At 32.3% G+C, this 26,062-nt stretch carries 23 protein-coding genes and 1 tRNA gene; 5 read left to right on the top strand and 19 right to left on the bottom strand.

From position 1 onward, the window contains the following. Window position 1: 1 nt before the first annotated feature. From pyrF to Q0945_RS00885, 6 genes are all read right to left on the bottom strand, one after another. The gene (pyrF, locus tag Q0945_RS00860) at window positions 2–814 is read right to left on the bottom strand and encodes an orotidine-5'-phosphate decarboxylase (RefSeq protein ID WP_299429830.1); all 813 of its coding nucleotides are present in this window, start codon (window positions 812–814) and stop codon (window positions 2–4) included. A gap of 6 nt (window positions 815–820) precedes the next feature. Further along, a complete protein-coding gene (gene prfA / locus Q0945_RS00865) occupies window positions 821–1,897 on the bottom strand; it encodes a peptide chain release factor 1 (RefSeq protein ID WP_299429832.1) in 1,077 nt (358 codons plus the stop codon). Window positions 1,898–2,031: 134 nt separating this feature from the next. Continuing rightward, a complete protein-coding gene (locus Q0945_RS00870) occupies window positions 2,032–3,027 on the bottom strand; it encodes an FAD:protein FMN transferase (protein WP_299429834.1) in 996 nt (331 codons plus the stop codon). Window positions 3,028–3,079: 52 nt separating this feature from the next. Next, the gene (locus tag Q0945_RS00875; protein ID WP_299429836.1) at window positions 3,080–3,523 is read right to left on the bottom strand and encodes a Rieske 2Fe-2S domain-containing protein; all 444 of its coding nucleotides are present in this window, start codon (window positions 3,521–3,523) and stop codon (window positions 3,080–3,082) included. A gap of 50 nt (window positions 3,524–3,573) precedes the next feature. Next, entirely contained in the window at window positions 3,574–4,752 is a 1,179-nt protein-coding gene (locus Q0945_RS00880; RefSeq protein WP_299429838.1) for an AIR synthase related protein, read from the bottom strand. A 69-nt stretch (window positions 4,753–4,821) separates the two neighbouring features. Further along, complete coding sequence (locus Q0945_RS00885; protein WP_299429840.1) at window positions 4,822–7,008, bottom strand: glutamine synthetase III; 2,187 nt, start codon at window positions 7,006–7,008, stop codon at window positions 4,822–4,824. Between the two features lie 205 nt (window positions 7,009–7,213). Here Q0945_RS00885 and Q0945_RS00890 point away from each other — a divergent pair, with 205 nt between their 5' ends. Then, window positions 7,214–8,236, top strand: coding sequence for a glutamine synthetase beta-grasp domain-containing protein (locus tag Q0945_RS00890; RefSeq protein ID WP_299429842.1), 1,023 nt, complete (start codon window positions 7,214–7,216; stop codon window positions 8,234–8,236). A 76-nt stretch (window positions 8,237–8,312) separates the two neighbouring features. On the opposite strand, the gene Q0945_RS00895 is transcribed toward Q0945_RS00890, so the two are convergent. Next, window positions 8,313–9,452, bottom strand: coding sequence for a glycerophosphodiester phosphodiesterase (locus tag Q0945_RS00895; RefSeq protein ID WP_299429843.1), 1,140 nt, complete (start codon window positions 9,450–9,452; stop codon window positions 8,313–8,315). Between the two features lie 163 nt (window positions 9,453–9,615). Beyond that, window positions 9,616–10,557, bottom strand: a complete 942-nt coding sequence (locus Q0945_RS00900) for a calcium/sodium antiporter (protein WP_299429844.1) — start codon at window positions 10,555–10,557, stop codon at window positions 9,616–9,618. 704 nt (window positions 10,558–11,261) lie between these two features. On the opposite strand from Q0945_RS00900, the gene Q0945_RS00905 reads away from it, so the two are divergent. After that, window positions 11,262–11,414, top strand: a complete 153-nt coding sequence (locus Q0945_RS00905; protein WP_299429846.1) for an SsrA-binding protein — start codon at window positions 11,262–11,264, stop codon at window positions 11,412–11,414. Here Q0945_RS00905 and Q0945_RS00910 read toward each other — a convergent pair. After that, complete coding sequence (locus Q0945_RS00910; RefSeq protein ID WP_299429848.1) at window positions 11,411–11,923, bottom strand: adenine phosphoribosyltransferase; 513 nt, start codon at window positions 11,921–11,923, stop codon at window positions 11,411–11,413. The genes Q0945_RS00905 and Q0945_RS00910 overlap by 4 nt on opposite strands. A gap of 3 nt (window positions 11,924–11,926) precedes the next feature. Continuing rightward, window positions 11,927–12,922, bottom strand: a complete 996-nt coding sequence (locus tag Q0945_RS00915; RefSeq protein ID WP_299429850.1) for a LacI family DNA-binding transcriptional regulator — start codon at window positions 12,920–12,922, stop codon at window positions 11,927–11,929. A gap of 233 nt (window positions 12,923–13,155) precedes the next feature. On the opposite strand from Q0945_RS00915, the gene Q0945_RS00920 reads away from it, so the two are divergent. Beyond that, window positions 13,156–13,229, top strand: a tRNA-Arg gene (locus Q0945_RS00920). 234 nt (window positions 13,230–13,463) lie between these two features. Beyond that, a complete protein-coding gene (locus tag Q0945_RS00925; protein ID WP_298501575.1) occupies window positions 13,464–14,714 on the top strand; it encodes a site-specific integrase in 1,251 nt (416 codons plus the stop codon). A 41-nt stretch (window positions 14,715–14,755) separates the two neighbouring features. Here the strand turns inward: Q0945_RS00925 and Q0945_RS00930 are convergent, their stop codons facing one another. The 7 genes from Q0945_RS00930 to Q0945_RS00965 all read right to left on the bottom strand — a co-directional run bounded on the left by Q0945_RS00930 (window position 14,756) and on the right by Q0945_RS00965 (window position 21,797). Then, window positions 14,756–15,556, bottom strand: a complete 801-nt coding sequence (locus Q0945_RS00930; RefSeq protein ID WP_299429852.1) for a DUF4138 domain-containing protein — start codon at window positions 15,554–15,556, stop codon at window positions 14,756–14,758. Window positions 15,557–15,591: 35 nt separating this feature from the next. Then, a complete protein-coding gene (traM, locus tag Q0945_RS00935; protein WP_299429854.1) occupies window positions 15,592–16,578 on the bottom strand; it encodes a conjugative transposon protein TraM in 987 nt (328 codons plus the stop codon). A 31-nt stretch (window positions 16,579–16,609) separates the two neighbouring features. Further along, window positions 16,610–17,224, bottom strand: a complete 615-nt coding sequence (locus Q0945_RS00940) for a conjugal transfer protein TraK (protein WP_299429856.1) — start codon at window positions 17,222–17,224, stop codon at window positions 16,610–16,612. Window positions 17,225–17,267: 43 nt separating this feature from the next. Beyond that, window positions 17,268–18,110 (bottom strand): hypothetical protein, encoded by an 843-nt coding sequence (locus tag Q0945_RS00945; protein ID WP_121068716.1) that lies wholly within the window; start codon window positions 18,108–18,110, stop codon window positions 17,268–17,270. Between the two features lie 3 nt (window positions 18,111–18,113). Continuing rightward, window positions 18,114–18,689: a conjugal transfer protein gene (locus Q0945_RS00950; RefSeq protein ID WP_299429859.1), complete on the bottom strand. Its 576-nt coding sequence runs from the start codon at window positions 18,687–18,689 to the stop codon at window positions 18,114–18,116. A gap of 48 nt (window positions 18,690–18,737) precedes the next feature. After that, window positions 18,738–21,143: a TraG family conjugative transposon ATPase gene (locus Q0945_RS00955; RefSeq protein WP_299429861.1), complete on the bottom strand. Its 2,406-nt coding sequence runs from the start codon at window positions 21,141–21,143 to the stop codon at window positions 18,738–18,740. A 366-nt stretch (window positions 21,144–21,509) separates the two neighbouring features. After that, window positions 21,510–21,797, bottom strand: a complete 288-nt coding sequence (locus Q0945_RS00965) for a hypothetical protein (RefSeq protein ID WP_299429865.1) — start codon at window positions 21,795–21,797, stop codon at window positions 21,510–21,512. Window positions 21,798–21,974: 177 nt separating this feature from the next. On the opposite strand from Q0945_RS00965, the gene Q0945_RS00970 reads away from it, so the two are divergent. After that, the gene (locus tag Q0945_RS00970; protein WP_299429867.1) at window positions 21,975–22,607 is read left to right on the top strand and encodes an N-acetylmuramoyl-L-alanine amidase; all 633 of its coding nucleotides are present in this window, start codon (window positions 21,975–21,977) and stop codon (window positions 22,605–22,607) included. A 133-nt stretch (window positions 22,608–22,740) separates the two neighbouring features. Here Q0945_RS00970 and Q0945_RS00975 read toward each other — a convergent pair whose 3' ends face one another. Continuing rightward, window positions 22,741–24,429, bottom strand: a complete 1,689-nt coding sequence (locus Q0945_RS00975) for a hypothetical protein (protein WP_299429869.1) — start codon at window positions 24,427–24,429, stop codon at window positions 22,741–22,743. Continuing rightward, on the bottom strand, window positions 24,413–25,999 hold the full coding sequence (locus tag Q0945_RS00980; RefSeq protein WP_299429871.1) for a hypothetical protein: 1,587 nt from the start codon (window positions 25,997–25,999) through the stop codon (window positions 24,413–24,415). The genes Q0945_RS00975 and Q0945_RS00980 overlap by 17 nt, the downstream gene beginning before the upstream one ends. Window positions 26,000–26,062: the final 63 nt, after the last annotated feature.

Consider the following 26,062-nt stretch of genomic DNA (forward strand, 5'->3'; position numbering starts at 1 on the left):
ATTAATGCATTAACTTTTTCATTTGCTCTTGAAGTTGCAATGCACTTTTTGCTGCTTCTTGTGCAAAATTCTCATCTTTAGAAGCATATATAATACCTCTAGAAGAGTTTACAAGTAGCCCTATTTGCTTATTTGCACCATATTTATATACATCTTGTAGACTTCCTCCTTGCGCACCTACACCAGGAACCAATAAAAAGCTATTTGGAATAATTTCACGTATTTCTGATAAAAAAATTGCCTTTGTAGCACCTACTACATACATTAAATTTTCAGGATTTTTATACGTTATTGAAGTTTCTAAAACCTCCTTGTACAATTCCTTACCATTAATTAATTTGGTTTGAAAATCGTAAGCTCCTTTATTAGAAGTAAGTGCTAACAAAATAGTATGTTTATTTTTAAATGCCAAAAAAGGCTCTACGGAGTCTTTTCCCATATAAGGAGCAATAGTAACAGAATCGAATTCCATATCTTCAAAAAATGCCTTAGCATACCTTGTAGATGTATTTCCTATATCACCACGCTTAGCATCTGCTATAGTAAACAGTTCCGGGTAATTTGCATTTAAATATTTAATTGTTTTGTCTAAAGCAACCCAACCTTTTATACCATAAGCTTCATAAAAAGCTATGTTAGGCTTATAGGCAACACATAAATGGTGTGTAGCATCTATAATTGCCTTATTAAATTCAAAAATAGGATCTTCCTCTTTTAATAAGTGAGAAGGTATTTTTTCCAAATCGGTATCTAACCCTATGCAGAGAAAAGATTTTTTTAAACGTATTTGTACAACTAATTCTTCTGTAGTCATTTGTTTTTAAAAAATTCCGGAAGCTTCTTTTAATTTTTCCGTGTTTTCTACCAAACTAAGTTCATCAATTATTTTTTGAATATCCCCATTTATAATATTCTGCAAGTCATAAAGTGTTAATCCTATTCTATGATCGGTAACTCTACCCTGTGCATAGTTATAGGTTCTAATTTTTGCAGAACGGTCTCCACTACTTACTTGGGAATTTCTTTTCGCAGCATCTTCTTCTTGCTTTTTCGCAAGTTCTAAATCATATAAACGAGAACGAAGTACTTTAAAAGCTTTCTCTTTATTTTTATGTTGCGATTTTTGATCTTGACATTGTGCCACTAAACCTGTAGGTACGTGTGTTAAACGCACTGCAGAATAGGTTGTATTTACAGACTGTCCTCCAGGTCCTGAAGAACAAAAGAAATCTATACGAACATCTTTAGGCTCTATTTGCACATCAAAATCTTCTGCTTCTGGAAGCACCATTACGGTAGCTGCACTTGTATGCACCCTACCTTGGGTCTCGGTTTGCGGTACACGTTGCACACGATGTACACCAGCTTCGAATTTTAGAGTACCATAGACATCGGCTCCATTAACTTCAAACTGAATTTCTTTATAACCTCCACTAGTACCTTCACTTAAATCTATAACATTAGTTTTCCAACCTCTGCTTTCACAATACTTGGTATACATTCTAAATAAATCTCCTGCAAATATACTAGCCTCATCCCCACCTGTCCCTGCACGTATTTCTACAACAACATCTTTAGCATCTTCCGGATCTTTTGGAATAAGCATTAGCTTTATATCTTCTTCTAATTGAGGTAAAAATTCTTTGGCTTCATCTAACTGCATTTTGGCCATTTCTACCATTTCAGCATCACTTCCATCTGCAATTATTTCTTCAGCTTCCTCTATATTACTTGTATACGTTATGTACTCTTCACGTTTGTCCATAAGGTCTTTTAAATCCTTATATTCTTTAGTTAATTGCACATAACGCTTTTGATCAGAAATTACATCTGGTTGTATGATTAAATCAGAAATCTCATCAAAACGTTGCTTTACAATATTTAATTTGTCTATCATAATCTTACATCACTTGGGTTGCGAATTTACAATAATTTTACACATTTAATGCTATTGTTCTTATTAAGAAGAAACCACTTTTTGTTATAAAAAGAAATAAGTTGCATTACTAATATAAAGCAATATAATATTAGTTAAGGTAATTTATCTAAAATTACTCCATTACTCTTATGAAGTATATTATTAGCATCAATAAAAATTGCTTCTGTACCCCCTAGCTGATTTATTAAGGCAATACCTTTTTCTAAACCTAGTACTAAAACAGCAGTAGCCAAAGCATCACATAACTCTGCACTTTTTGCAAAAATAGTTGCTTTCTTAAGGGTTTTAACTGGTTTTCCGGATTTAGGATTTATAATATGCCCAAACTTCTGTTTTTTAAAATTTACATATTTTTCATAAATATCTGTGGTTGCTACTGAAGATTCCACAATAGGTAACCAAGAAATTATTTTATAATTACTTAATGGGTTAGCTACTCCTAAAAGCCATTTTTCTCCACTAGCTTTAGTTCCCCAGGTTGTTATATCCCCATCAGCATTAATTACACCCGCTACAACTTGTTTAGAAACCAATAAGGATTTAGCTTTATCTACCGCATAGCCTTTCCCTATTGCATCAAAAGAAATTTGTGTTCCTTTCGTTTTTAAAAAAATTGTTTGCTTTTCTTTATCTAAAATAATGTTTTTATAACCTACATTAATAATAGATTTTCTTATCTCATTTTCTGTAGGTAAATATTGCATACTCCCATTAAACTCCCAGACTTTATCTACGGAAGCATACGTAATATCAAAAGCACCATCTGTTAATTCTGAAATTTGTTTTGCTCTTTCTATTAAAGCAAACAACTCCAAACTTACCTTTACCGGCTTTACTCCTGCATTATTATTTATTTTAGTTGTTTCAGAATCTTTATCCCAAGAGGAAATTAGTTTTTCTATTCTTTCTATTTCTGCTGATGCTTCATCTATATTAATATATCCCAACTCTTCATTCACTGCAACAACAGTTATATCAAAAGTCTCCCCCATTAAAGGCACTTTTTTCTTTACAGTAACATATTTTTTTTCTTGAGAATGTACACCTATAACAAGAAAACCAAATAGCAAAAAAATTAAGGTTTTCAATTTGTTAGGTTTTAATATTTTATAAGAAACGAGAGTAAAAAAGTTAAGGTTATTAGGCAGTAATAGTTAATATATCGCCTTCTCTTTGAATATTGTAAATTTTTATTGGCCTTGCTGGGTCTCCCTGTACTTGATTTAAAGGGGAGCCGTCTTGTGCAAATTTAGAACCGTGCACATCGCAATGAAAAATACCACCTTCTATTGGAACAAAACGAACCTGATCATACTGTTGATGACTACATACTTGAGAGGCAGCTACAAACTCTCCATCTAGATTTTTAGCAACAACAACATAATTTTTAAGAATAAAACTACCGTTTTCATTTAATTTCTGTCCTTCGCTAGAGTTTAAGTCTACCGTAAAATTCACCCCTTCTGGCTCTTTTACAATAGTACCATTTGTAGCATCATCTTTAGAACAGCTTCCTAAACATGGGTATAACACTGCAAAAGCAGCACTTGCTCCCACACTTCTTAAAAACTCTTTACGTTTCATAATGGTATACTTTATAAATAAAAACGGAAGAAAATTAGTTATCGTATGCCTTAATAGTTAAAGGTTCCATACTCACTTTTAATGGTAAGTTTTTTGGAAGAATTTTCTTCCACACGGCCTATAATTTGTGCCTCTATACCAAAATCTTTACCTATTGCTATTAAATCTTCTGCAATTTCAGGAGAAACATAAGCTTCTAATCTATGACCACAGTTAAAAACCTGATACATTTCTTTCCAATCTGTGTTAGACTGCTCCTGAATTAATTTAAAAAGTGGTGGCACTGGCAGCATATTGTCTTTTATGATATGTAAATCATCTACAAAATGTAAAATTTTTGTTTGCGCCCCTCCACTACAATGTATCATTCCATGCACCTCTTTTGAAGTATATTTTTTAAGAATTTGTTTTACTACAGGAGCATATGTTCTTGTAGGTGACAATACAAGTTTACCTGCATCTATTGGTGAATTTTTAACCTCATCGGTTAATTTTACTCCTCCAGAATACACTAATTCTTCTGGCACAGAAGCATCAAAACTTTCTGGGTACTTATCTGCCAAATATTTAGAAAAAACATCATGTCTTGCGGAAGTAAGACCGTTACTTCCCATTCCTCCATTATATTCGCTCTCATAGGTAGCTTTACCATAAGAAGCAAAACCTACTATAACATCTCCTGCTTGTATATTCGCATTGTCTATAACACTACTTCTCTTAAGTCTTGCTGTAACAGTAGAATCTACAATAATTGTTCGCACCAAATCTCCTACATCTGCAGTTTCTCCTCCTGTAGAGTGTATTATAATTCCGTGTTCTTTTAAATCGGAAATTAACTCCTCTGTACCATTTATAATAGCAGAAAGTACTTCCCCAGGAATTAAATTTTTATTCCTTCCAATAGTAGAGGAAAGCATAATATTATCTGTAGCTCCAACACAAATTAAATCATCTATATTCATGATTAATGCATCTTGAGCAATACCTTTCCAGACAGAAACATCTCCAGTTTCTTTCCAATACATATATGCTAACGAAGATTTGGTACCAGCACCATCTGCATGCATTACCAAACAATATTCCTCATCATTTGTTAAATAGTCTGGCACTATTTTACAAAAAGCCTTTGGAAAAAGACCCTTATCTATATTCTTTATAGCATTATGCACATCTTCTTTTGATGCTGAAACTCCTCTTTGATTATATCTTTCACTATTTGACGAACTCATTCTAAAATATTTGAAGCAAAAATAATAGAAACCATAAAGATGGTAACTATAATTAAAAGTTTATATCCACTATTTAATGAACAACAATTCTCTATACTTTGTTAACGGCCAAGTTTGATCCTCTACAACTTGTTCTAACTTATCACAATGGTATCTTATTTGGCTAAAATATGGCTTAACATTTTCGCAATAAGCATTTGCTTTCTTATCACTATCTAATAGTTTATTCGCTTTTTTTCTGGTATCCGTCATATGGTCTACTAACTTTTTAACCTCTACCAAATGCTCTGCTATTTGCTCTATAATAGATAATTGCCCATCTGTAAGCTTTTTATGAGCTGCTCCATAAATATCTTTAATGCCCATAACATTTTTTATAAGTTTATTTTGATATTCTATAGATGATGGCAGTATATGATTATACACTAACTCTTTTAAAACACGACCTTCTATTTGCAAATGAAGAATGTAGGAGTCTAATTCTACCTCTTGCCTAGCTCTTACCTCTACCTCACTTAAAACCTTAGTTGCTTTAAAAAGTTCTAGACTTTCTTTGGTTGTAAGCACTTTTAATGCTTCTGGTGTTGTTTTATTATTACTTAACTTTCTTCTTACAGCCTCTTTTTCCCATTCTACACTATACCCATCTCCATCAAAACGAATTCTTTTAGAAGTCTTAATATATTCTCTTAAAACATTAAAAATAGCTTCATCTTTCTTAAGGCTCTTTTTATCTACTAAAGCATCCACCTCTTTTTTAAAATCAGTTAATTGCTTTGCTACAATAGTATTTAATATAGTCATTGGTTTCGCACAATTAGTTTTGGAACCAACTCCTCTCATTTCAAACTTATTACCCGTAAATGCAAAAGGTGATGTTCTATTTCGATCCGTATTATCTAGTAAAATTTCTGGTATCTTACCAACTACATTAAGCTTAAGCTCCGTTTTTTCTTCAGGAGAAAGTTTTCCTTGAGAAACCCCTTCTAACTCATCTAAAACTCTACTCAACTGGGAGCCAACAAAAATAGAGAAGATTGCTGGTGGCGCCTCATTTGCACCCAATCTATGGTCATTGCTTGCAGAGGCTATTGATGACCTAAGCAACTCTTCATAGGTATTAACCGCTTTAATTGTGTTTACAAAAAAGGTTAAGAATTGTAAGTTCTTCATGGGTGTTGATCCTGGACTAAGTAAGTTTACACCCGTATCTGTAGCCAACGACCAATTATTATGCTTCCCGGATCCATTTATTTCTGCAAAAGGCTTCTCATGAAAAAGAACTTTAAAATTATGTTTATCTGCCACCTTATCCATGATATCCATTAATAAGAGATTATGGTCTACCGCAAGGTTTGCTTCTTCAAAAACAGGTGCTAATTCAAATTGATTAGGTGCAACCTCGTTATGCCTCGTCTTTACAGGAATTCCTAATTTTGTACATTCTTTTTCTAAATCGCTCATAAAACTAAGAACCCTGCTTGGTATTACTCCAAAATAATGATCATCTAACTGTTGCCCTTTCGCTGCAGTATGCCCTACTAGAGTTCTTCCTGTTAAAATAATATCTGGTCTAGAATGTGCTAAAGCTTTATCTATTAAAAAATATTCTTGTTCCCATCCTAAAGTAGCATTTACTTTAGCTACCGTTTTATCAAAATATTTTGCCACTGCAGTTGCAGCCTCATCTACCGCATGCAATGCTCTTAACAATGGTGCCTTATTATCTAAAGCTTCTCCCGTATAAGATACAAATACTGTAGGAACGCATAATGTAGTTCCATAAATAAACGCAGGTGATGTTGGATCCCATGCTGTATAACCACGAGCTTCAAAAGTATTTCTTATACCTCCACTTGGAAAACTAGAAGCATCTGGTTCTTGTTGTACTAACTGTCCTCCTCCAAATTTTTCCAAAGCAGTACCATTTGGCAATAAATCAAAAAAAGCATCGTGTTTTTCTGCAGTACTACCAGTTAATGGCTGAAACCAATGTGTATAATGCGTTGCACCCATTGCTATTGCCCAACCTTTCATAGCTTCTGCCACCTGGTCCGCAATTTTTCTATCTATTTTTGTACCAGAAAAAATTGCCCCTTGTACACTTTCCAAAGCGTCCTTTGTAAGGTACTGTAACATTTTCTCTGTATTAAAAACATTTACACAAAATAACTCTGAGCGCCTTCCTTTTTCTTCAATAATTCTACTCTCTCTTTGGGCACTTTCTGAAATTGCTTTAAAACGTATTTTAGACATAATTTCTTGTTCTAATAAATAATTCAAATTAAAAATATATCAAAATTACTATCAAAAATTAGATATTTAACAATTTCCCCCATAAAATTCAGGGCAAAAAGAAAAAATGAGACATTTTAACACATTAACCCCCTTTAAATTTAGAAGATAAACACAAAAAACATATTTTTGTTTGAATCTAAAAGAATTAATAATAAATAACATTATGGCCAAAATTAAATTAGAATACCTATGGTTAGATGGGTATTTCCCAACACAGAATTTAAGAAGTAAAACTAAAGTTGAAGAACATGAAGACTTCAAAGGAACTCTTGAGGAGCTTGATAATTGGTCTTTTGATGGATCATCTACTAGACAAGCGGAAGGAGGATCTTCTGACTGTTTATTGAAGCCAGTTGCTATTTACCCAGATCCTGCTCGTATTAATGGATACTTGGTAATGACTGAAGTTTTAAATGCAGATGGTACTGCTCACGTTTCTAACGGTAGAGCTACTATTGATGATGATGACAATGATTTCTGGTTTGGTTTTGAGCAAGAATATTTCATTATGGATACTAGAACACAATTACCTTTAGGATTCCCTGTAGGTGGTTATCCTGGACCACAAGGTATGTACTACTGCTCTGTTGGTGGAAAGAACACTTGGGGTAGAGATTTAGTAGAAGAGCACGCTAATTTATGTATTGATGCTGGTCTTAACTTTGAAGGTATTAACCAAGAAGTTGCTGCTGGTCAATGGGAATTCCAATTATTTGCAAAAGGAGCTAAAAAAGCTGGAGATGAAATTTGGATTGCTCGTTATTTACTAGACCGTTTAACGGAGCAATATGGTTACTATATTGAATACCACCCAAAACCTCTTGGAAAAGACATGGATTGGAATGGTTCTGGTATGCATGCTAACTTCTCTAATACCACTTTAAGAACTTGTGGTTCTAAAGAAACTTACGAGAAAATATGTGAAGCTTTTAGACCTGTAGTTAAAGAGCATATAGCTGTTTATGGTGAGTTTAATGACCAACGTTTAACTGGCCTACATGAAACTGCATCTATTAATGATTTTTCTTATGGAGTTTCTGACCGTGGTGCTTCTATTCGTATTCCTATTATTACAGTAGAAAAAGGATGGAAAGGTTGGTTAGAAGATAGAAGACCAGCTTCTAATGGTGATCCATACAAAATTGCAGGTAGAATTATTAAAACAGTTAAATCTGCTAACATATAATAAGTCAATTATTATTATTTTAAAAAAAGCTCCTTTATTAATAAAGGAGCTTTTTTAATTATTAAACGTTAACACTCTACTTCCAGGTAGACAAAGCTTTTACTGCCTCTCCTGTATAATCTGTAAAAACACCATCTACTCCAGCTTCAAAAAATAGATGATACTCACTTTCATGATTACCATTACTCCACTTTACATCTTCATTCCTAAAAGTATAAGGATGCACTTTTAAGTCATACTTATGAGCTAAATTAATAAAATCAGTTTCTGGTAAAACAGTAATATTTCCTTCAGCATCTTTTGCAAAAGAAATAATAAATGGCTTCCATGGACCAATACCATCTGCATAATTAGCGGTATAACGCATTCCTTCTTCTGTTGTAAAAAATTCATACGTTCTAGTATCTCCATTAGCATAAAAGTCATATGGCGCTGCATAAGAAATAAAATCTCCTGCTGGAACATTAAAATCTAATGAGCCATTTGTATTTACATTATAGGTAGATATTAGTTGTACTAATTTTACAGTAGATTTTGTATTTATATACTGTAAAGGAGCTACTTCAAAACACTGAACAAAAACTGGTGCTTGATAAGAATTCCACCCTGCTTTTTCTAACACTTCTAATAATGCATCTTCAAAATTATAACCTAACTGGCTATGAAAATAAGGGTGTTTCATTTCAGGATAAATACCTACAACTTTCCCAGATGTGGTTTTCCTAGATTTGGCTAAAGCTATTATCTCTTTTATGGTTGGTATAGAATACAAATTATCAAACTGATTAGATCTGTCCGATCTAGCCTGTTTAGCTTTTAAGGTTTTTATTTCTTCCAAAGTAAAATCAGAAACAAACCAATCTGTAATTTCTTTACCATCTAAATTTTTAGTGGTTTTTAAGTGCGCGTATTCTGGTAAATCTGCAACGTTTGTAGTTCCAGAGATAAAAGGCTCATGACGTGCAACTAAAGCCCCATCTTTAGTCATTACTAAATCTGGTTCAATAAAATCTGCTCCCAACTCAATGGCTTTAGCGTAAGCTTCTAAAGTGTGCTCTGGGTAGATAGATTGTGCTCCCCTGTGCGCAATTACTAAAGGTTTATCTTGTTTTTCTCCAGAAGGTCCTCCCCCAACAAAATCTTCCATTTTTTGACAAGAATTTAAACCCAACATAAGGGTTACAATTGATACAGATACTAATTTTAGGTTTTTCATAATAATCATAGTTTTAGATTACCATAAAAAAACAAAACCCATATTAATGAATTTATAAACTAATATTACGCAATTAACACTATTAGGTTTCTTTAATAAATTTTGGAAACCATAAGTTAACTTTACTCGAGAATCAAAATTTAAATACTCTGAAGTTATTTATTTAAGAGACTGTTAAATAAACAAAGGTTATATATATTCCTAAAAGTATTATCCCATCTCTCCAACCTAATCGCAAGCCTTTTGGAACAAAAACTAAAGGGAGGATAAGGAAAGAAATACCCAACATCCAGAAGATATCAAAATCTAACAACCCTTGGTCTACAACTGTAATTGGTGTTATAATAGAGGTAATACCCAATACTGCTAATAAATTAAAAATATTAGACCCTATTAAATTCCCTACTGAAATTGCTTTCTCCTTTTTTAATATTGCAATAATAGAAGCTGCTAACTCTGGAATACTTGTTCCTACAGAAACTACTGTTACACCTATTACACGTTCACTAACCCCATATAATGTTGCTAAACCAACTGCGCCATTTATTAATAATTCTGAACCTCCCCACAAGGCAACACCACCAATACCTAAAAACAGAACTACCTTATATAACTCTAAAGGGGTTTCATCTTCCTCATCAATATCTTCTTCAACAGCTTTCTTTTGAAAACGCAACAAATAAACTAAAAAAGCAAAAAGAAATACTACCATAATAATACCCTCATACTGCTCTATAACTCCATCCGTGTATATAAAACCAAAAAACAATAATGATGCTAGCATCATTACTGGCCAATCTGTAGTGTAAAAGGTCTTTTTAACATCTATTGCACCCAAAATTACTGTAACTCCTAAAACCAAACCTAAATTAGCAATATTAGAACCTACAACATTTCCTAAAGCTAAGTCTGGAGAACCATTTAATGCAGCTTTAATACTAACTATTAACTCTGGCGCAGAGGTAGCAAAAGATACTACGGTCATCCCAACTACAATTTTAGGAATATTTAATCTATAAGAAATTGCAACTGCAGATTTAAGCAACCAATCCCCTCCAGCAATTAATAAAGTTAATCCTAAAATTATATATAAAATATTCTGCATTTTTAAATTTTGTACAAATATAAGTGAAGATTTTGGCTTTAAAACATATCTTTTTAATCCTTTTGTTTTTTATAAAACTCCACTAATTTATCTACTACTATTAATGAAAATGAAAAAAGCAGGTTAAAAATTAACGAAAATACCCTTGCAATAAATAATTACATCAAAACACGTCCTACATTTATTACAATATGTAACCGTAATTGAAATATACAATTACACTTACGAACATTAGTCAAGAACAAGTATACAATATTAACACCTTAATCATCATATTAATTACATATATGTATTTAATTCTATCGATTTAACTAAAATTCCTTGTAAGTGAATATTTAATTTATATATATTGATTGAATAATCGATTATTAAAACCTTATTTATTAACCCTTTAAACCAAAAAAATATGATAACATTTGCAAAAATTTTATTAGTATTATTTCTTTCTATAATTATGTTTTTTGCTTAAGTAGTATCATATAGGCCTATATACAAAAGACTGCCAATGCGCAGTCTTTATTTTTTTAATTATCTTGATCATGGTATAAATAAATTTTTCTTGAATAACCCTAAGGGTATTTTTAAAACACTTTTATTTAATATTTTTACATGAAATAAACCTTAGTATCTTTATACACTTTAATTAAAATTAAAACTTTGGTAATTACCAAAGTTTATTATTTTATTTTAAAAAAAACATTTATATGAAACTTGCATTTTTTAAACTATTAGCTAAAATTAATAAGGCACTATTGCCTTCCTATTCTAAAAAACAGTTAGACCTTTCTAAAGCGTCTAAATTACAGATTGTAATTATTGGTTGGCGCTATTGGATTACTACAAATGCTTTAGGTTAATAATGCAAAAGGGAAGCTACTTCATATTTAGACAATTTTTTATTTCCTTGTAAAAAGTCTAACTCCAATAAGAAATTACACTGCACTACCTCTCCTCCTAATTTCTCAACTAATTTACAGACTGCCTCTGCTGTCCCTCCTGTTGCTAAAACATCGTCATGAACAAGCACTTTATCTCCTTTAGAAATAGCATCTTCATGAATTTCCAAAGTATCGGTTCCATACTCTAAGTCATAGCTTTCTTGTACAACTTTTGAAGGTAACTTACCTGGCTTACGAACTGGGACAAAACCTGCATTAAGCTCTCTTGCTAATAATGTTGCAAAAAAGAAACCTCTACTCTCTACACCTATAACTTTATCAATTCTTTTATTTTCTACAATTTTCAACAAACCACTTGTTGCAAACTTTAAAGCTTCTACACTACTTAACAAAGGTGTTATGTCTTTAAAAACTATTCCTTTTTTAGGAAAATCTGGAATGTCTTTTATAAACTTATATAAATTCATTATTTAACATATTCTTTTCCCAATACTATCCACGGATATTGCATGCACTCCTTCCGTATAATTCTCTAGCTGGTCTATTAATAACTCTGCCGTTTTCTCTCCTAAAAATTTTCCTCTTGGAGAAATAGGCTTTACACCTTTAATAGCTTCAAAAGCAGATTTTCTAATAGAAAAAGCATAAATAAAAAGTTCTCCTTTACTTAATAATTTTTGAGTATTCTTATGCATCAAAATAGTTTCTAACAAATATTGATTCATGACAATCAAAATAGACAAGCCGTCTTCTTTTACTTTTTTAATTACATCTCCAGCAAAAGACTCTTCTCCGTTAGCCTTAATAACAACATGGTTTTTTATTTTATGAACATTTTGCAAAGCCTCTATTATCCCATTCTTACGTCTATTTACATACATTGCATTAGAAAAAGACTCTACTACTAAAACATTTTTGTTTTCAGGAATCTTTAAATCGGAAACAGCATTATAAGCCTCTTTATAGTGATCTATACTAACTTTATTAAAAGCTAAATCTTCCGGAACTTTATTGGCTAGCACAACAGATATTCCCCTATTACGTGCACGTTCTATATGACTGTAATTTTCTGATGTTATAGTATCCTCTGTTAAAGAAACAATAATACCATCTACTCCCTTTTCTATTAAAATATCTACGTTATGTGCTTCTCGTTCTTTATTGTAATTAGATGTTGACAAGATAGCATTGTACCCTTTAGAATAAGCTACTTTCTCTATTCCAATAAATAATTTAGCGGAAAAACGGTCTAGTACGCTAGGTATAACAACTCCGATAGTCTTACTTTTTCCTTTTTTAAGACTTAAAGCAAGTGGGTTTGGCCTATAATTAGTTTTCAATGCTGCTTCTTTAACTCTATTTTTAGTAGCAGCACTAATTTCTAAACTATCATTTAATGCTTTTGAAATTGTTGAAACCGAAAGATTTAACAACTTAGAAAGGTCCTTAAGTGTAGTATTCTTCATCGTTTATCAAATTCGTAATTACTATATGACTAAATATTAATCTACTAAGGTAGTATTAGTTTAACAATGTCTCTAATAAAACCGTAGAAATACAAGTTATTTTGTTTATTAACAGAATAAGTATAACATAAGGTTCTTATTCTAAAAATAAAAAAACTAATATTTTACAACAGGTTCTTTTGTAATAAGTTTAAAAAGAAATATATTTGCAGCCCATTTTACGGGAACAATTAGGCCTCGTGGCGCAACTGAATAGCGCACTTGATTACGGCTCAAGAGGTTACAGGTTTGAATCCTGTCGAGGTCACTAAGAAAACTTACAAAAAGTTTCAAAACCGTGCAAATCCTATGATTTGCGCGGTTTCTTAGTTTTTGGGCCATCATTTAATTTGATTTGATTTGATGTAAAAAGGTCACAGACCGTCAACAAAAATTTAGACCGTCAACATTGTTGACGATTTGATTTGTGAACACACAAGCTACTCAGTATAGTTGATTTGACTTTCGTCTTACTAAATGTTTAATTTAAAAGACAACAACTATGAGAACATCAAACACATTTGCAATCCTTTTTTGGGCATACTCTACTCGTGCCAAAAATAACCTAACCGGTATGTACGCCAGAATTACAGTAAATGGAAAAAAAGTCAACATTAGCTTAAAACAGCAAGTTGATGTTAGGGTATGGGATTCAAAAAGACAGCGAGCAAAAGGGAACAGTGAAACGACAAGGGCTTTAAATTCTTATTTAGACCAAGTTCATGCACAGCTCGTGCAACTTTATCAAGATTTAAAATTTAAAGGGCAATTAATTACCGCTGAGTTAATCAAGGCTGAATATTTAGGTGAAAGTGATAATTCTAAAACTCTTCAAAACCTTCTTGAATATCACAACAAAAAAACTGAAAAAACATTAGCCGTCGGAACCTTGAGGAATTTTGGAGTAACTGAAGGATACCTTAACAAGTATTTAAACAATGTATTAAATACTTCAGATATTTTTTTGAAAGAACTCAACTACAAATTTATTTGCGATTTTGCTAATTTTCTAATTTGCTTTTGGCCTAAGGGACACCCCAAAGCAATGAGCAATAATACGGTTATGAAACATATTCAAAGGTTTCGAAAAATCATAACTCTTGGTTATCACATAGAATGGATAGACAAAGATCCCTTTGTTAGGTGGAAACCTACTTATGAAAAAAGAGAACGCCCGTTTTTAACTGAAAACGAATTATCCAATATCGAAACCTATAATTTCTTAATTGCAAGACTTGAAAGAGTACGGGACTTATTTGTTTTTAGCTGCTATACAGGTATTGCCTATGTTGACTTAATGAGCTTATCTAATGATAATATTATCAAAGGTATTGATGGCAATGATTGGATATTTACAAATCGTCAAAAAACCAAGTCTCCTGTAAAAATACCCTTGCTCGCTAAAGCTCGAATACTAATAGATAAGTATCACAACCATCCAATGACACAAATTACAGAAACATTGTTTCCAGTAATTACGAATGAAAAAGTAAATTTTTATCTCAAAGAGATTGCAAAAGCAGTTGGCCTAAAAAAAAATCTTACTTTCCATATGGCTAGACATACGTTTGCCACAACTGTAACCTTAAGTAATGGTGTTCCCATAGAGACCGTCTCTAAATTGTTAGGGCATTCAAAAATTGCATCTACACAAATATATGCAAGAGTAGTGGAGAGAAAAGTAAGTGAGGACATGCAGACACTAATGAATAAGATAAATATCCCCAACTTTCTTAAAGAAAAACAGAATTAGATATTTTGAAATGCTTCTGAGAGAATCAGAAGCATTTTTTTTCAAAGCTTAGAATTCAAAACCACCTTTCTACTCCCTTTTAACTCTTTCAACTCAATTTCTAATCGTTCATTCTCTCCCAAAACAAACTTAGGAAGCACATAAACAAACCTTTGGTATAAGCCTTTCATAACAGATTTTGGCATTTTATGCTTGTAGATAACCTCTTGTTGTAAACTTTGGTACGAAGATTTCCTTTTTGCATTTCCATTGGTTACGTAAATATTAAGATAGTCCACATCAAAATTTACTTCCGAACTGTTTTTGATTTCAATGGCCAGATATACTTCATCACCATCATAGACCATTTTTTGTAATTGCAACTGCATACCTTCTTTTCGTATCGTTGCTAAAGTCTCATACTTAGAATTAAGTACATAGGTGCAAGCTCTATAAAAATAATCCATTTTATCTTTTTCCAAATGGGTTACTTGCTTCTCTTTTACAATTGGTAAAACCTTTGGCACTTCGTTCCCAATACTTTCGTTTTCAAGAATAAAATAATGCAACCTTGGTAATTCTTCAGCGTACTTTAAAATATAAGAATATACCTTTCCATTATTTGTCACTGCAAGCAGATTACTTTCTATTCCAGGCTTTGCTTGGAGTAATCCAAAATACTGTTCTTTTTCACGATTGTAGGTAAATACAAAATGGGTAGCTCCAGTAATTCCTTGGCGAATAGGTTTAGGAAAAAAAAGAGCTACATTCTTTTTATCATTAGCATAAATAGTATCTAATAATTGTTGTGCCTGTATGTATCCTGAACAGACCATTAATAATAAGAGGATATATATTTTCATAGAAGTGTGTTTTAATGAGTGCTTTTTAAAAGCCTTTAATACTTGGGCATTATGGGCTTTCCAAAAAGTTGGCTCAATGTTGGTTTCGGGGTTCTTAAAATGAGCTGGTAATTATCGGTTACAGTAACTTTTACATTTCGGTGGTTCCGCTGGAATATCTTTCTAACACCACTAACTTGTGGCACACCGGTAATATTTATTTCATCTACCAAATCTCCAATAACTTCATTGGTTGCTTCTGCTCTAAAACTATTTTCTACATAAATACCCTCGCTCCCATCCTGCAAGTCAAAAGCTTTAAGCTTTACTGGCTTATGATTTATATTTTCAATGATTATCATAGTTCGGTTTGCTTTAAAACTTACAAAACCATAGATAGGTGCGTTTTTTTCTACCAAAATATTATTGATATAAGCAGCTTTAGTCAGTCGCATTTGCAAGCGGTAATTGTTCTTTATGGTTTGCTTCCCATCTACACGCACATAAATATAGGCGTCCGTATTTTGGGTATGCATTGCTTGGTTCGCGATAGGGTGTGAAGCAAAAAAGAGCTGATGTTCCAAACTGCGTTCTTTGGCGGCGACATTCGTTTCGCTTTCTGCAATACCATCATTATCCGTGGTATCTTTTTCTATTATTTTAGGAGATCTAATAGGTTTTTGTTCCGATTGGCGATATCCTCTATCGGTATAATTAATTCTGCCTTGGCTATAGATACTATCTACCATTCGCATCTTTTCTTTATCTAAAAAATCAACGTCATAGACTCCCATAGAATCTAGTAATCGCTCATCATATATACTAGGTGCATTATTCTCTCTTACTTCTTTTAATGCATCTAAGGCTTCTAATTTAGAATCATATTCCTCTTGTGCCTCTTCCAGTTTTGGGACTGGTATTTTGTTGCCTTCGATAGTTGGCTCTTCCTCTTCTCCCAGAATCATTGTGGTATAGGCGCCAATAAAAAGAACCACACATAATAAGACTAGCCCAAAGACTATTTTATTTTTTTCTATTTTCATAATCATCCTTTTCTTAAATGCCTTTTAACTTCTACTCTCCGTTAGAGATTTTCTTTAGTTTGTTTTCAAAATAATTGGTAATCAAAAGCCCATGGGTATTATTAGGAAAGTTCCTATCTACATGCATTATATTACCAGAAGTGGTTAATTCATAGGTATCTGTTATAGACCCTCTATTAATTTCAAAAATGGTAGTACTTTCAAAGCGATATGGCTCTTGCGTAATATCTATTTTTGAATCTATACGCAACACCTTTTGTATCAAAGAATACTGCAATATGCGGTTGTATACACCGTCTGCTTTCTTTTGTTGGTACAAAGCATCTACGGAACTGTCTCCTAACCACAGAGCCTTTTCTAAATGCTTTTCATAATTACTAGCATCGATATGATAAAAATAGGTATGAAAAAGCTCTAGATGTGCCAGTAATTCTACTTCTAAATTTTCGTGTTGCGAAACCAGCTGTAAAGGAATTACACTGCCATCTGTATTTACCACAAAGGCATTGTTAACAGTTTCCTTGTGCAACTTAACAACCATCAAAATAGAAACAATACTGGTAAGTACTGCTCCTATTACTACTGTTAAAACGATAAGTCGATTTTGTTGTAGAATAGTATATATATTTTTATAAGGTGTTTTCATATTGGTTTTACTCTTTTAATTATTTCATGTTCATAGGGAATATTTATCCGCCTGAAAAAAGTTTAAAGACGAAAGAGGTGGCTCTCCTATAGAGTTTAAATTTTAATAGCACTATAAACCCTATAGAGCCAAATTGTAGTAATGGTGCAAAAAAGTTACTTCCCCAATCGGTACCAAAAAGACTACTCCAAAAATTAGTATTGATTTCTGTATAGAGATTATTGACAAATACATTTACCAGAAAAAAGGCGGGTACCAACATATACACTCCTGCATAGAGTTTAAAGAAATTATACGCTAGGCTTCTAAATTTCTCAAATACGGCAAGACTAATCACCAAAGGAAAAAATGCCTGCATTATGCCTAATAAAAAATAGCGTTCTGCTAGAAACAATGGATAGATAAATAGATCTAGCAACCATAGAAACATAGCTACGATAAAGGACAACATTTTAAGACCATACAATGGGGTTACCAAGGCTTCATAAAGCATAGCCATTGCTTTTTTGGCGGCTTCCAAAGCACCCACATCCTGCTCTAAATCTACATCTTGTAGTTGTAACGGGAGGAGTGCTGGAGCCGTATCTCTATATTGCCCTTCAATAGCTACCAGTATAGTATCAAAAACAGTCAATACCTGGGTAGAAAAAATAACTAGAATAATTACCGCAAAATTCTTAGCTAATTCTGCTGGGGTTAATCCCCAAGTATACCCTTCATTGTTCGCTACACCTTCATTGTATTTTTTTAAAATATTAATTAGAAAGAACAGAATAGCAAGGGTTTTCATTCCTGTCATAGTGTATTGCGAAAAATCACTATTCTTAATCGTAGTAAATACCGCATCTACATATTCTAATCCTATACTTAAAGCTAGACCCGACATCCGTTAGTAATTTGCTTTTCTGCTGTTGATAATCGACTGCATTTCTCTAAAAGAAATAATCTCTCTATAACGTCTGGTCTTTGCTTCTATTTCTGCCACCATTTCTTTAGATTCTAACTCTTTTGCTTTTAATACTTCTGCACGCTCAGCATCGGTCATTTTAAGGCTGCCATTGGAGAGTATCTGGTCTATATACTCCATACCTTCCATAGAGTTTTCTATAATAGCATTGAAGGACTCGGATATCCTATTTACTTCATGGGGTTTTATATAGGGCGAATTAAAAATCTCACGTAAATCCACCTGCACCATATCAAATAATTTTTGATTGTTACTTGCCAATTCCTTCACTGCCTTCAACTGTTTTATAACATTATTAACCTTGTCTACATTTTCCTTTTGTTGTTTTAAAAATTTTACTGTTTTTAATAATTGTGAGGTCTGTTTCCCGGATTCTAACAGGGATTTAATAAAGCTTATAAAATTCGTGTTATCATACACCGGCACCCCCTGGGCCGTAGCACGGCCAGGCAATAAAAGGATTAATGTCAAAGTCAGTACTATTCCTAATGTTTTCATTTTCTGTTTCATAATTTTTAGATTTTAACAGGCATTGCCTGGATTTAATTAATAATTCTTTTTTATAAATTCATTGATAGCGGTATCCATATTTTGAGTTTCCTCATAAATGGCCATTATGGCCTCGCTTTCTTTACCGTCGGTTAGGTATGCAGCATACACTTCGTTTGGAACTTCTAATCGGAAAATGTTGCTTTCCTTTCCTATTTTGATAAACATCTCCGTGTATTTTCGTTCTCCAGTAAGATTATTTCGGATGGATTTTAATTGATTTAAATCGTGACTAGACAGGCTAAGCCTATTTTTTAATTCTTCGTAGCCTTTTTCATTATTCAGACTATAAATCACTTGGGTATTTTCTAGAATACTTGCCGAAGTAGCATTATTAGGGAGTTGATTAATCGATTGTAGAATAATACCGATAGCTCCGTTTTGTTTTCGTATCGCTTGATAGTAGAATTCTACACTTTCCAATACATTGTCGAATTTCAATTGCTTGGCGAACTCATCAAAAAGTATGATGCCTTTTTCTGCTTTGTTGCGCCAAATGGTTCGTTGTATGGCAGACTTAATTAGCTTTAACATTACTGAAAGGATTTCCTTATTATCCTTTACTTCATCCAGTTCAAAAACGATCATCCGCTTGTCTTCTATTTTATACGTCTGATCTTCACTTACATGGAATAGAAAACTGTATAGTCCATTATCCACATACTCCGAAAGGATGTGTAGAAAATTGTAGACACTGAAATGCGTTTCTCTTACTTTGATTTCCTCCATAAGGATATCCTTTTTCGTATCTACAAATTGATATAAAGTAGCTAAGGAATGTCCTGTTCTAACGGTAGCATAATAATGTAATAGCACTTTTTTAACGGCTACTTCTTCGGCTTTTGTAGTTTCTTTTCCAGAAGCCAACAGCTCTAGTATAAATACAGCTAAATCTTCTAATCGTTCTGGCGTTAAGTCGCTTTCATTAGAAATATAGAACGGATTAATTCCCAAGTTTTTTCCCTGTTCGTAACGTAGAATAATATGATCATCTGGATAGAGCTTGGCAAACTTGGAATAGGAGCCTCCTAAATCGATAATCACTAACCGGACGCCATCCTCAAAGTATTGGCGCAGTATATTATTGGCTAAAAAAGATTTTCCTTCTCCTGTTGGAGCGAAAATGGCAAAATTCCTGGCCTTGATACGCTTTTTCTTTTCATCCCAAACATCTTTGAGTACTGGAATATTATGCTGCCGGTCATTAAATAAGATACCTGTTGCATCCGATTTATAATTGGTGTTATTAATATACAGGCACAAGGCATGTTTTAAATCCGTTACATACAAATCTTCATTAGAGAAGTTGGAAGAAAAACAGCAATAGGAGTTCAGAAAATAATGCTTCCGCTCCTCCCCTTTTGGGTAGTAAGGAACAATATCCAATTCCTTAAATTCTGTCTTTATTTTGGAGGCAATAGCACTTAGCTCTCGGGCTTCCCGAGACCAGAAAATAATATTAAGGTGTCCTCTGATAATTCTTGCATTATCATCTTCATTGATTTTAGAAACAATGTCTTCAATCTTCTTTAGAATGACTTTGTTCTGCGTTCCAAAATTGGAGCTCTTGTTCAGCTCCTCAATTTTCTTATCTAGTAACTTGCGCCATTTGTGTTTATCATCTAGATAGATGATTTGATTAAGGATATGGTTTTCATTCAGATTCAATCCTAATCCGTCCATAAAGCCTTTATGGAATACAAAATCATCGGAAGTGAATTTATCATTGGTTTTACTACTCTGTACTACATCACCAAAACAAAGTTCGCTATTGACGGCTAGAACATCAAAATGGTTGTTTCCAATTTCAATATTCTCTTTTTTTAGTTGTATATCCGTATCAAAACCTTCATTAAATCCATTAAAGTAGGCATCGCATACATTTAGTATTTCACTCTTGTTTAATGGCTTTAGTGCCATTTTACGGCTATTATTGACAAAAGAAACAGTATCCTTTACAGATGCGATAAACTCTTGAACATTCGTATCTAATTCTTTAGAAATACCTTTCTCTACTTTCCGAAATGGATTGGTAAACTTAGCCGCATTCAAAGCTTTGTTATTTGGCAAAACAAAATAGAGGAAGCTGGAATGTACTAGGTATTCTCGTCCTTTAAAATAGCTACTTGTAGCCCTTTGTAAAAAAGTATTATTAGATAATTTATCTGCCGAATATTTGTCTTTTTTGTAAATATCTTGTTTATGGATAACTGTACTTGTGGGTAAGGATTTAAAAGCCTGAAACCACGAACCGTGCATATCTTCAAAGTCTTTTTCGGATAGACTGTAGATTTCGGGGAAATCTACTTTATAACCAAGAACAACATTGCCGTTATTAGCGAATATTATATTGTCTTGTATATCTATTATCGGATGGTATGCTGATAGATTTAGTTTTTTCATATAGAGTAATAGTTTTAGTTATTTGAGAACCGAATGACCTTTTAAAATACCTGCGATGCAGGCTTTTTTATTACTAATGGTTTGCGGAAACACCCTTTTAAAATGCAATAGCGAAGGGTTCTTGGTAAAATGTGTTAATGCTATATATAAGACTCCATTAAGTACGAAAACACAAATAATGACTAGAAAACTAAAAGAGAAAATGATGAACAATAGGGAACCAATTACGCATGTCATCATTAAAGCAAACAGCGATATGGGCAAACCCATAATTACCGCTCGTTTTCTAATATTTTTATATACTTCATATTTTTTCATACAGCATCATTTTTCATAATACATTCATACTTAATGTCGCTTAGCGACTTAGACTACGATGCCGATTAGGTAGGTGAAAATCCCTACTACTGCACCTGCAATAAGTACAAATACCAATACACGAGTGATACCTTTTTTTAAATCTGCATTTTCACCAAAAAAATGTCCTGCATTGAATAGAAAACCTATTAAAAAAATGATTCCTAGAATTATAGGAAATATGGCTCTTATAGTATCTGAAACATCGGTAACAGAATCTTCAATACCTCCAATTTGTGCAAAAATGGAGTTGGTTATAAATAATAAAAGTGCGCTTAGATAGATTGATTTTTTCATGCTCAAATAGTTTAAATTTTAATACATTTTCGTTGTAATAAAAATACATTATATTTGAATTTAAAAATCTGATTATCAATATTTTACATAAATAATATTATTTGAATTGCTTTGATTTTAAAGGAGAATAAAACGAATCAAATTTTATTAAAAATCCCCAATAAAATTCTCTCGATTATGAAAATACCTTGGAAAAAGATGCTCCAAAACGTCAGCTTTATGCTTTTGTTACTCAAAATGTGTTTCCTTTTTGGGCAACAAAAAGTGATTGTTATAGATCCTGGACATGGCGGAAAAGATTCTGGTGCATTAGGGATACATGGACTTCAAGAAAAAGAAGTGGTTTTAGATATCGCTAAAGAGATGATTAGACTGAATAAAACTCTTTTAGAGGATAATTTTGATATCTACTTAACCCGATATAAAGACACTTTAATTTCTTTATCCGATAGAACGCAATTGGCCAAAAGATTGCATACAGATGTATTTGTGTCTTTACATTGTAATGCTTCCCCAACCTATTCTAAAGGAATAGAAGTTTACGTCCATACTACAGATAATTTGTATTCCAAGGAGTCTATTGCTTTAGGATTATCCATACTCCAGGAAAGCACGGAAAAATTAGGCTTTAAAAAACGAGGGGTAAAATTTGCCAATTTCCAGGTACTTCGGGAAACAGTTTCTGTTTTTCCTGCGGTACTTGTGGAAATGGGGTTTATTACCAATGTAGATGAAGCCGACTATTTTTTGAAACCTAAAAACAGTAAGGCAATGGCCTTGGCAATTTTACTAGGGATTACTAATTATTAAAATACGGCATTATGAAAGAATTTTTTGTTGAGATTGTGAGGAGTTTGAGGGAAATTACTTTAGCTTTTTTCCATTTTATTAAAAAATTTAGTTCTTTTATCAAACAACTTTTATAGAAAAACCTCTTAATTTGTTAAGTGTCTGGATACATTTTATTACTCGTTTCAATGAACCTTCTCCAAAAGAATGGGAATGGTAGTTCACGATGATACAGACTCGTAATTGTAAAAATAAAATCATAACCGACTTTAATGGAATCAAATTCTTTTTCTGATGAGAAAAGTTCGACTTCTTCTTTCATCTCTTTTTTATAATCTTCTAATAAATCATATAGTGTAATTGAATGTTTTACTTTACCCGATTCCCTACTATATCCGTTGTTCAAATAAAATTCTTCTGTTTCCGATTTCGGAAACCAAATTTGAAGATTTAGTTTTTTGTCAAAAAGTTCTAGAATTTTTTTCAAATCCTCATATGCTTCATTGCTATTTAATATAGCACACCAGTCAGCAAGAAACGTAAGAAGCATACTTGATTTTTCATCTTGCTTTTTAGTACCTATATAATAATCTACTAAACTTTCATAATTTTCTCTGAATAAAGGAAAGAACCCCTTTAATATTTTTGCATCATGAATTCCTACAACTAATGTCCTTAGCCATTTTATACATTCATCTTTTTTCCCTGTTAGATAGAGAAATCTCATTGCTGGTTCAATATCAATTATATGATTATCATAAAGAGGGTAGTGAGATGGAGGGTTTGTCTTAATTAAAGAAACCAAAGCTTCAGATATAGTGATTACTGACCTCTCATAAACTGTTGCAAGTTCTTGAGTTTTTGGATTCAAATGATATTGATAATGTCTAATTTCGGTTAAACCAATATTAGCAAGTATTCCTATCTCTTCCCAAACGGTCAAACTATATTCAATTTGATTTTTCGAATAACGTTGTAAACTATGTTCAACGAAATAATAATTATTAACTTTATTGAAATATGCAATGCCTATTTCACGTCTTATAGAATGAAGGTTGTAAAACTCTAAATAAACATATTTTTCCTTAAAATGGTCTTGACTATTTAGCCATTCAAATGATTTTAAGATGGTTTTATCAGCAGCATATATGGCTGACTTAATATAACCATTATCTTCTGCCCATTTAAAAACGATACTAAGGCATATTTGTAATAGTTTTAATCTCTTGAGTACAGGTTTTTTTGTTTTAAGCGGTTTATCTAGAATTAGATTTACGAGCTTTTTATAATGATTTAAGTCATAATCTTTAAGTTCCAAAAAAGCTAATGTCTTCTTTAAAAGCGAACGCATTTCGGAATTAAAGAGTCTTTCAGAAAGAAGATTTTCTGAAACCATTTTGGATATATCGTCAATACCCCAAAAATCGAACTCAAGACCTTCTTCTTTAAATTTTTCGGTATACTGAGCCCAACTAATTTGTATAGTTTGCTCAAGGACACCGTTTGTAGCAACGACAATTACTTTTGGAAGCTTTTTTTGACGAGCAGTTAATGATGTGTTTATGTAAGCTTCCCTTATTTCATTTAGGGATTGTCGAACACTATTTTGTCCAGAGTCCCAAACAGAACGAGCAATATTTCCTTGCTTTACAGTTATAAGAAATAATTTTTCGACTTTATCCTTATCTTTTCCAATGGCTGCTATATCCACGCCATATTGTCTACCCTTTTGCGGTTTAGATATAGGAGTAATACCCTTACTATTGAGAATATCAATCAGTAATGTGTCAAGTTCACCATCTTCTTTTAATAATGCTAAGTATTCGCTAGTTAGAAAGTTCATCACGTTTCATATTTTGCCACATTAATCTAAGCTTCTCTTGACCTATTTCGTCAATAGATTGAACACGAGCTACCTCAAAACTGCTTCTGAAACTTTGCATTTCAGATTCCTGAGAGTATTCCCCTTTGTGCTTTGAAAAAAAGGATTTACCGGCTCTAAGATTTACATTTGTTAGCATATCCAAAAAGGAATCTCTTTTATTTTCAGAAGTATCCATTAGTTTTTGTATTTGAACGTTTTGTTGTTTTAGAAAGTACTGCATTCGTTTATCAGAAGGCTCAAACTCGTTTACCAACTCTAAATCAGAAACTTGCTGATAATATTGTTCCGAAGCATCGATTATTTGGTCGATAACAGACTTAATGACTTTGTTCGCTGATTTTCTTTTCTTCTTTAAAATCTCTGTGACAGAGTAATAATTTATTATTAAGTATTTTACAAATAATGTTGCAATATGGTTTCTTACACGTTCACTATTATATTTTACCTCTAAAATACTGAAAAGCATCTCTGAGGCATATTTTCTGTCTAGAATATGACCTACAATCATATATACTATATAAACGGAATCTACATCTGAAAAATCTTTTAGTGATTCTTTGTCAAGTCCAATACTATCTACTTTAGAGCTTAAGTTACTTATTACGAATGGTAAAGCAAATTTGTACAAATTATTATCAGAATTCAACCAATCCAAAAACAACTTTTCGATAACTTTGGGGTGATTGAAATAAAGTTCTTGTACTATACCTTCTAAAACTGAAATTCCTTTGAGATTATTATTATTAATCCAATTATTAATAAACTCCTCTATAACATCAGGATGTGAAACTGTTATGCTTTTTAACCTATATTGTATTGTACTATAAATACCTTTGTATTTAGCATCAGTATAAGTTAATAAATTCAAGCAGTTTTGAAAGTAATCTTTATCCTCATCAAGCTTAAATTCCTCGTTTATAGACCTAGCTACTTCATTTTGAACATCTATATTTTTTAGTGATAACAACTTTATAATGATTCCTTTTGCGCCATCTATTTTATTTAAGTACTTATTATAAAATCTTGTTATAATTCCTAAGCTTTTTTTAGAATTCCTCTCTGCAACATTCTTTATACTATCTTGAATTTTATTTAAAAATATTAGTTCTTCTTTTGGGTCTTTTATCACAACTTGATAAGCTGCACTAATCCCTAAATGAGTCTCATCTTCACTAGAGCTATTAATAAGTGATAAAATTTTATCTTGATATGGATAATCTGTTTTGCTTTCAGATAGACCACCAAATATTGCAGTATTAAATTCAAAAATACCCGGATTTCCCTCTTCTTCAATCATATGCAATATCTCGATTGCATCTTCAGGTTTTTTACAGGTATACTTTCTAAGTGATTCATAAATTGAATAGCTCGCAATATCATTCTTAATTCTATTAGATATTAGTGGTAATAGTTCAATAAACTCTTTTTTATCTGGTATATCAAAATCTCTACAATACGCATGAAAATCTTGCCAGAATTCAAAATATTCAGGATTTTCTTTCAAGCGTTTTAAAAATAAACTAGGCATTGTTTGACTTTGGTTAAATAAAAAATGAATGTATATATAAATACGTTAATAGTTCTTTTTTTT

The organism is uncultured Maribacter sp. (genome assembly GCF_947500405.1).
GTDB lineage: Bacteria > Bacteroidota > Bacteroidia > Flavobacteriales > Flavobacteriaceae > Maribacter_B.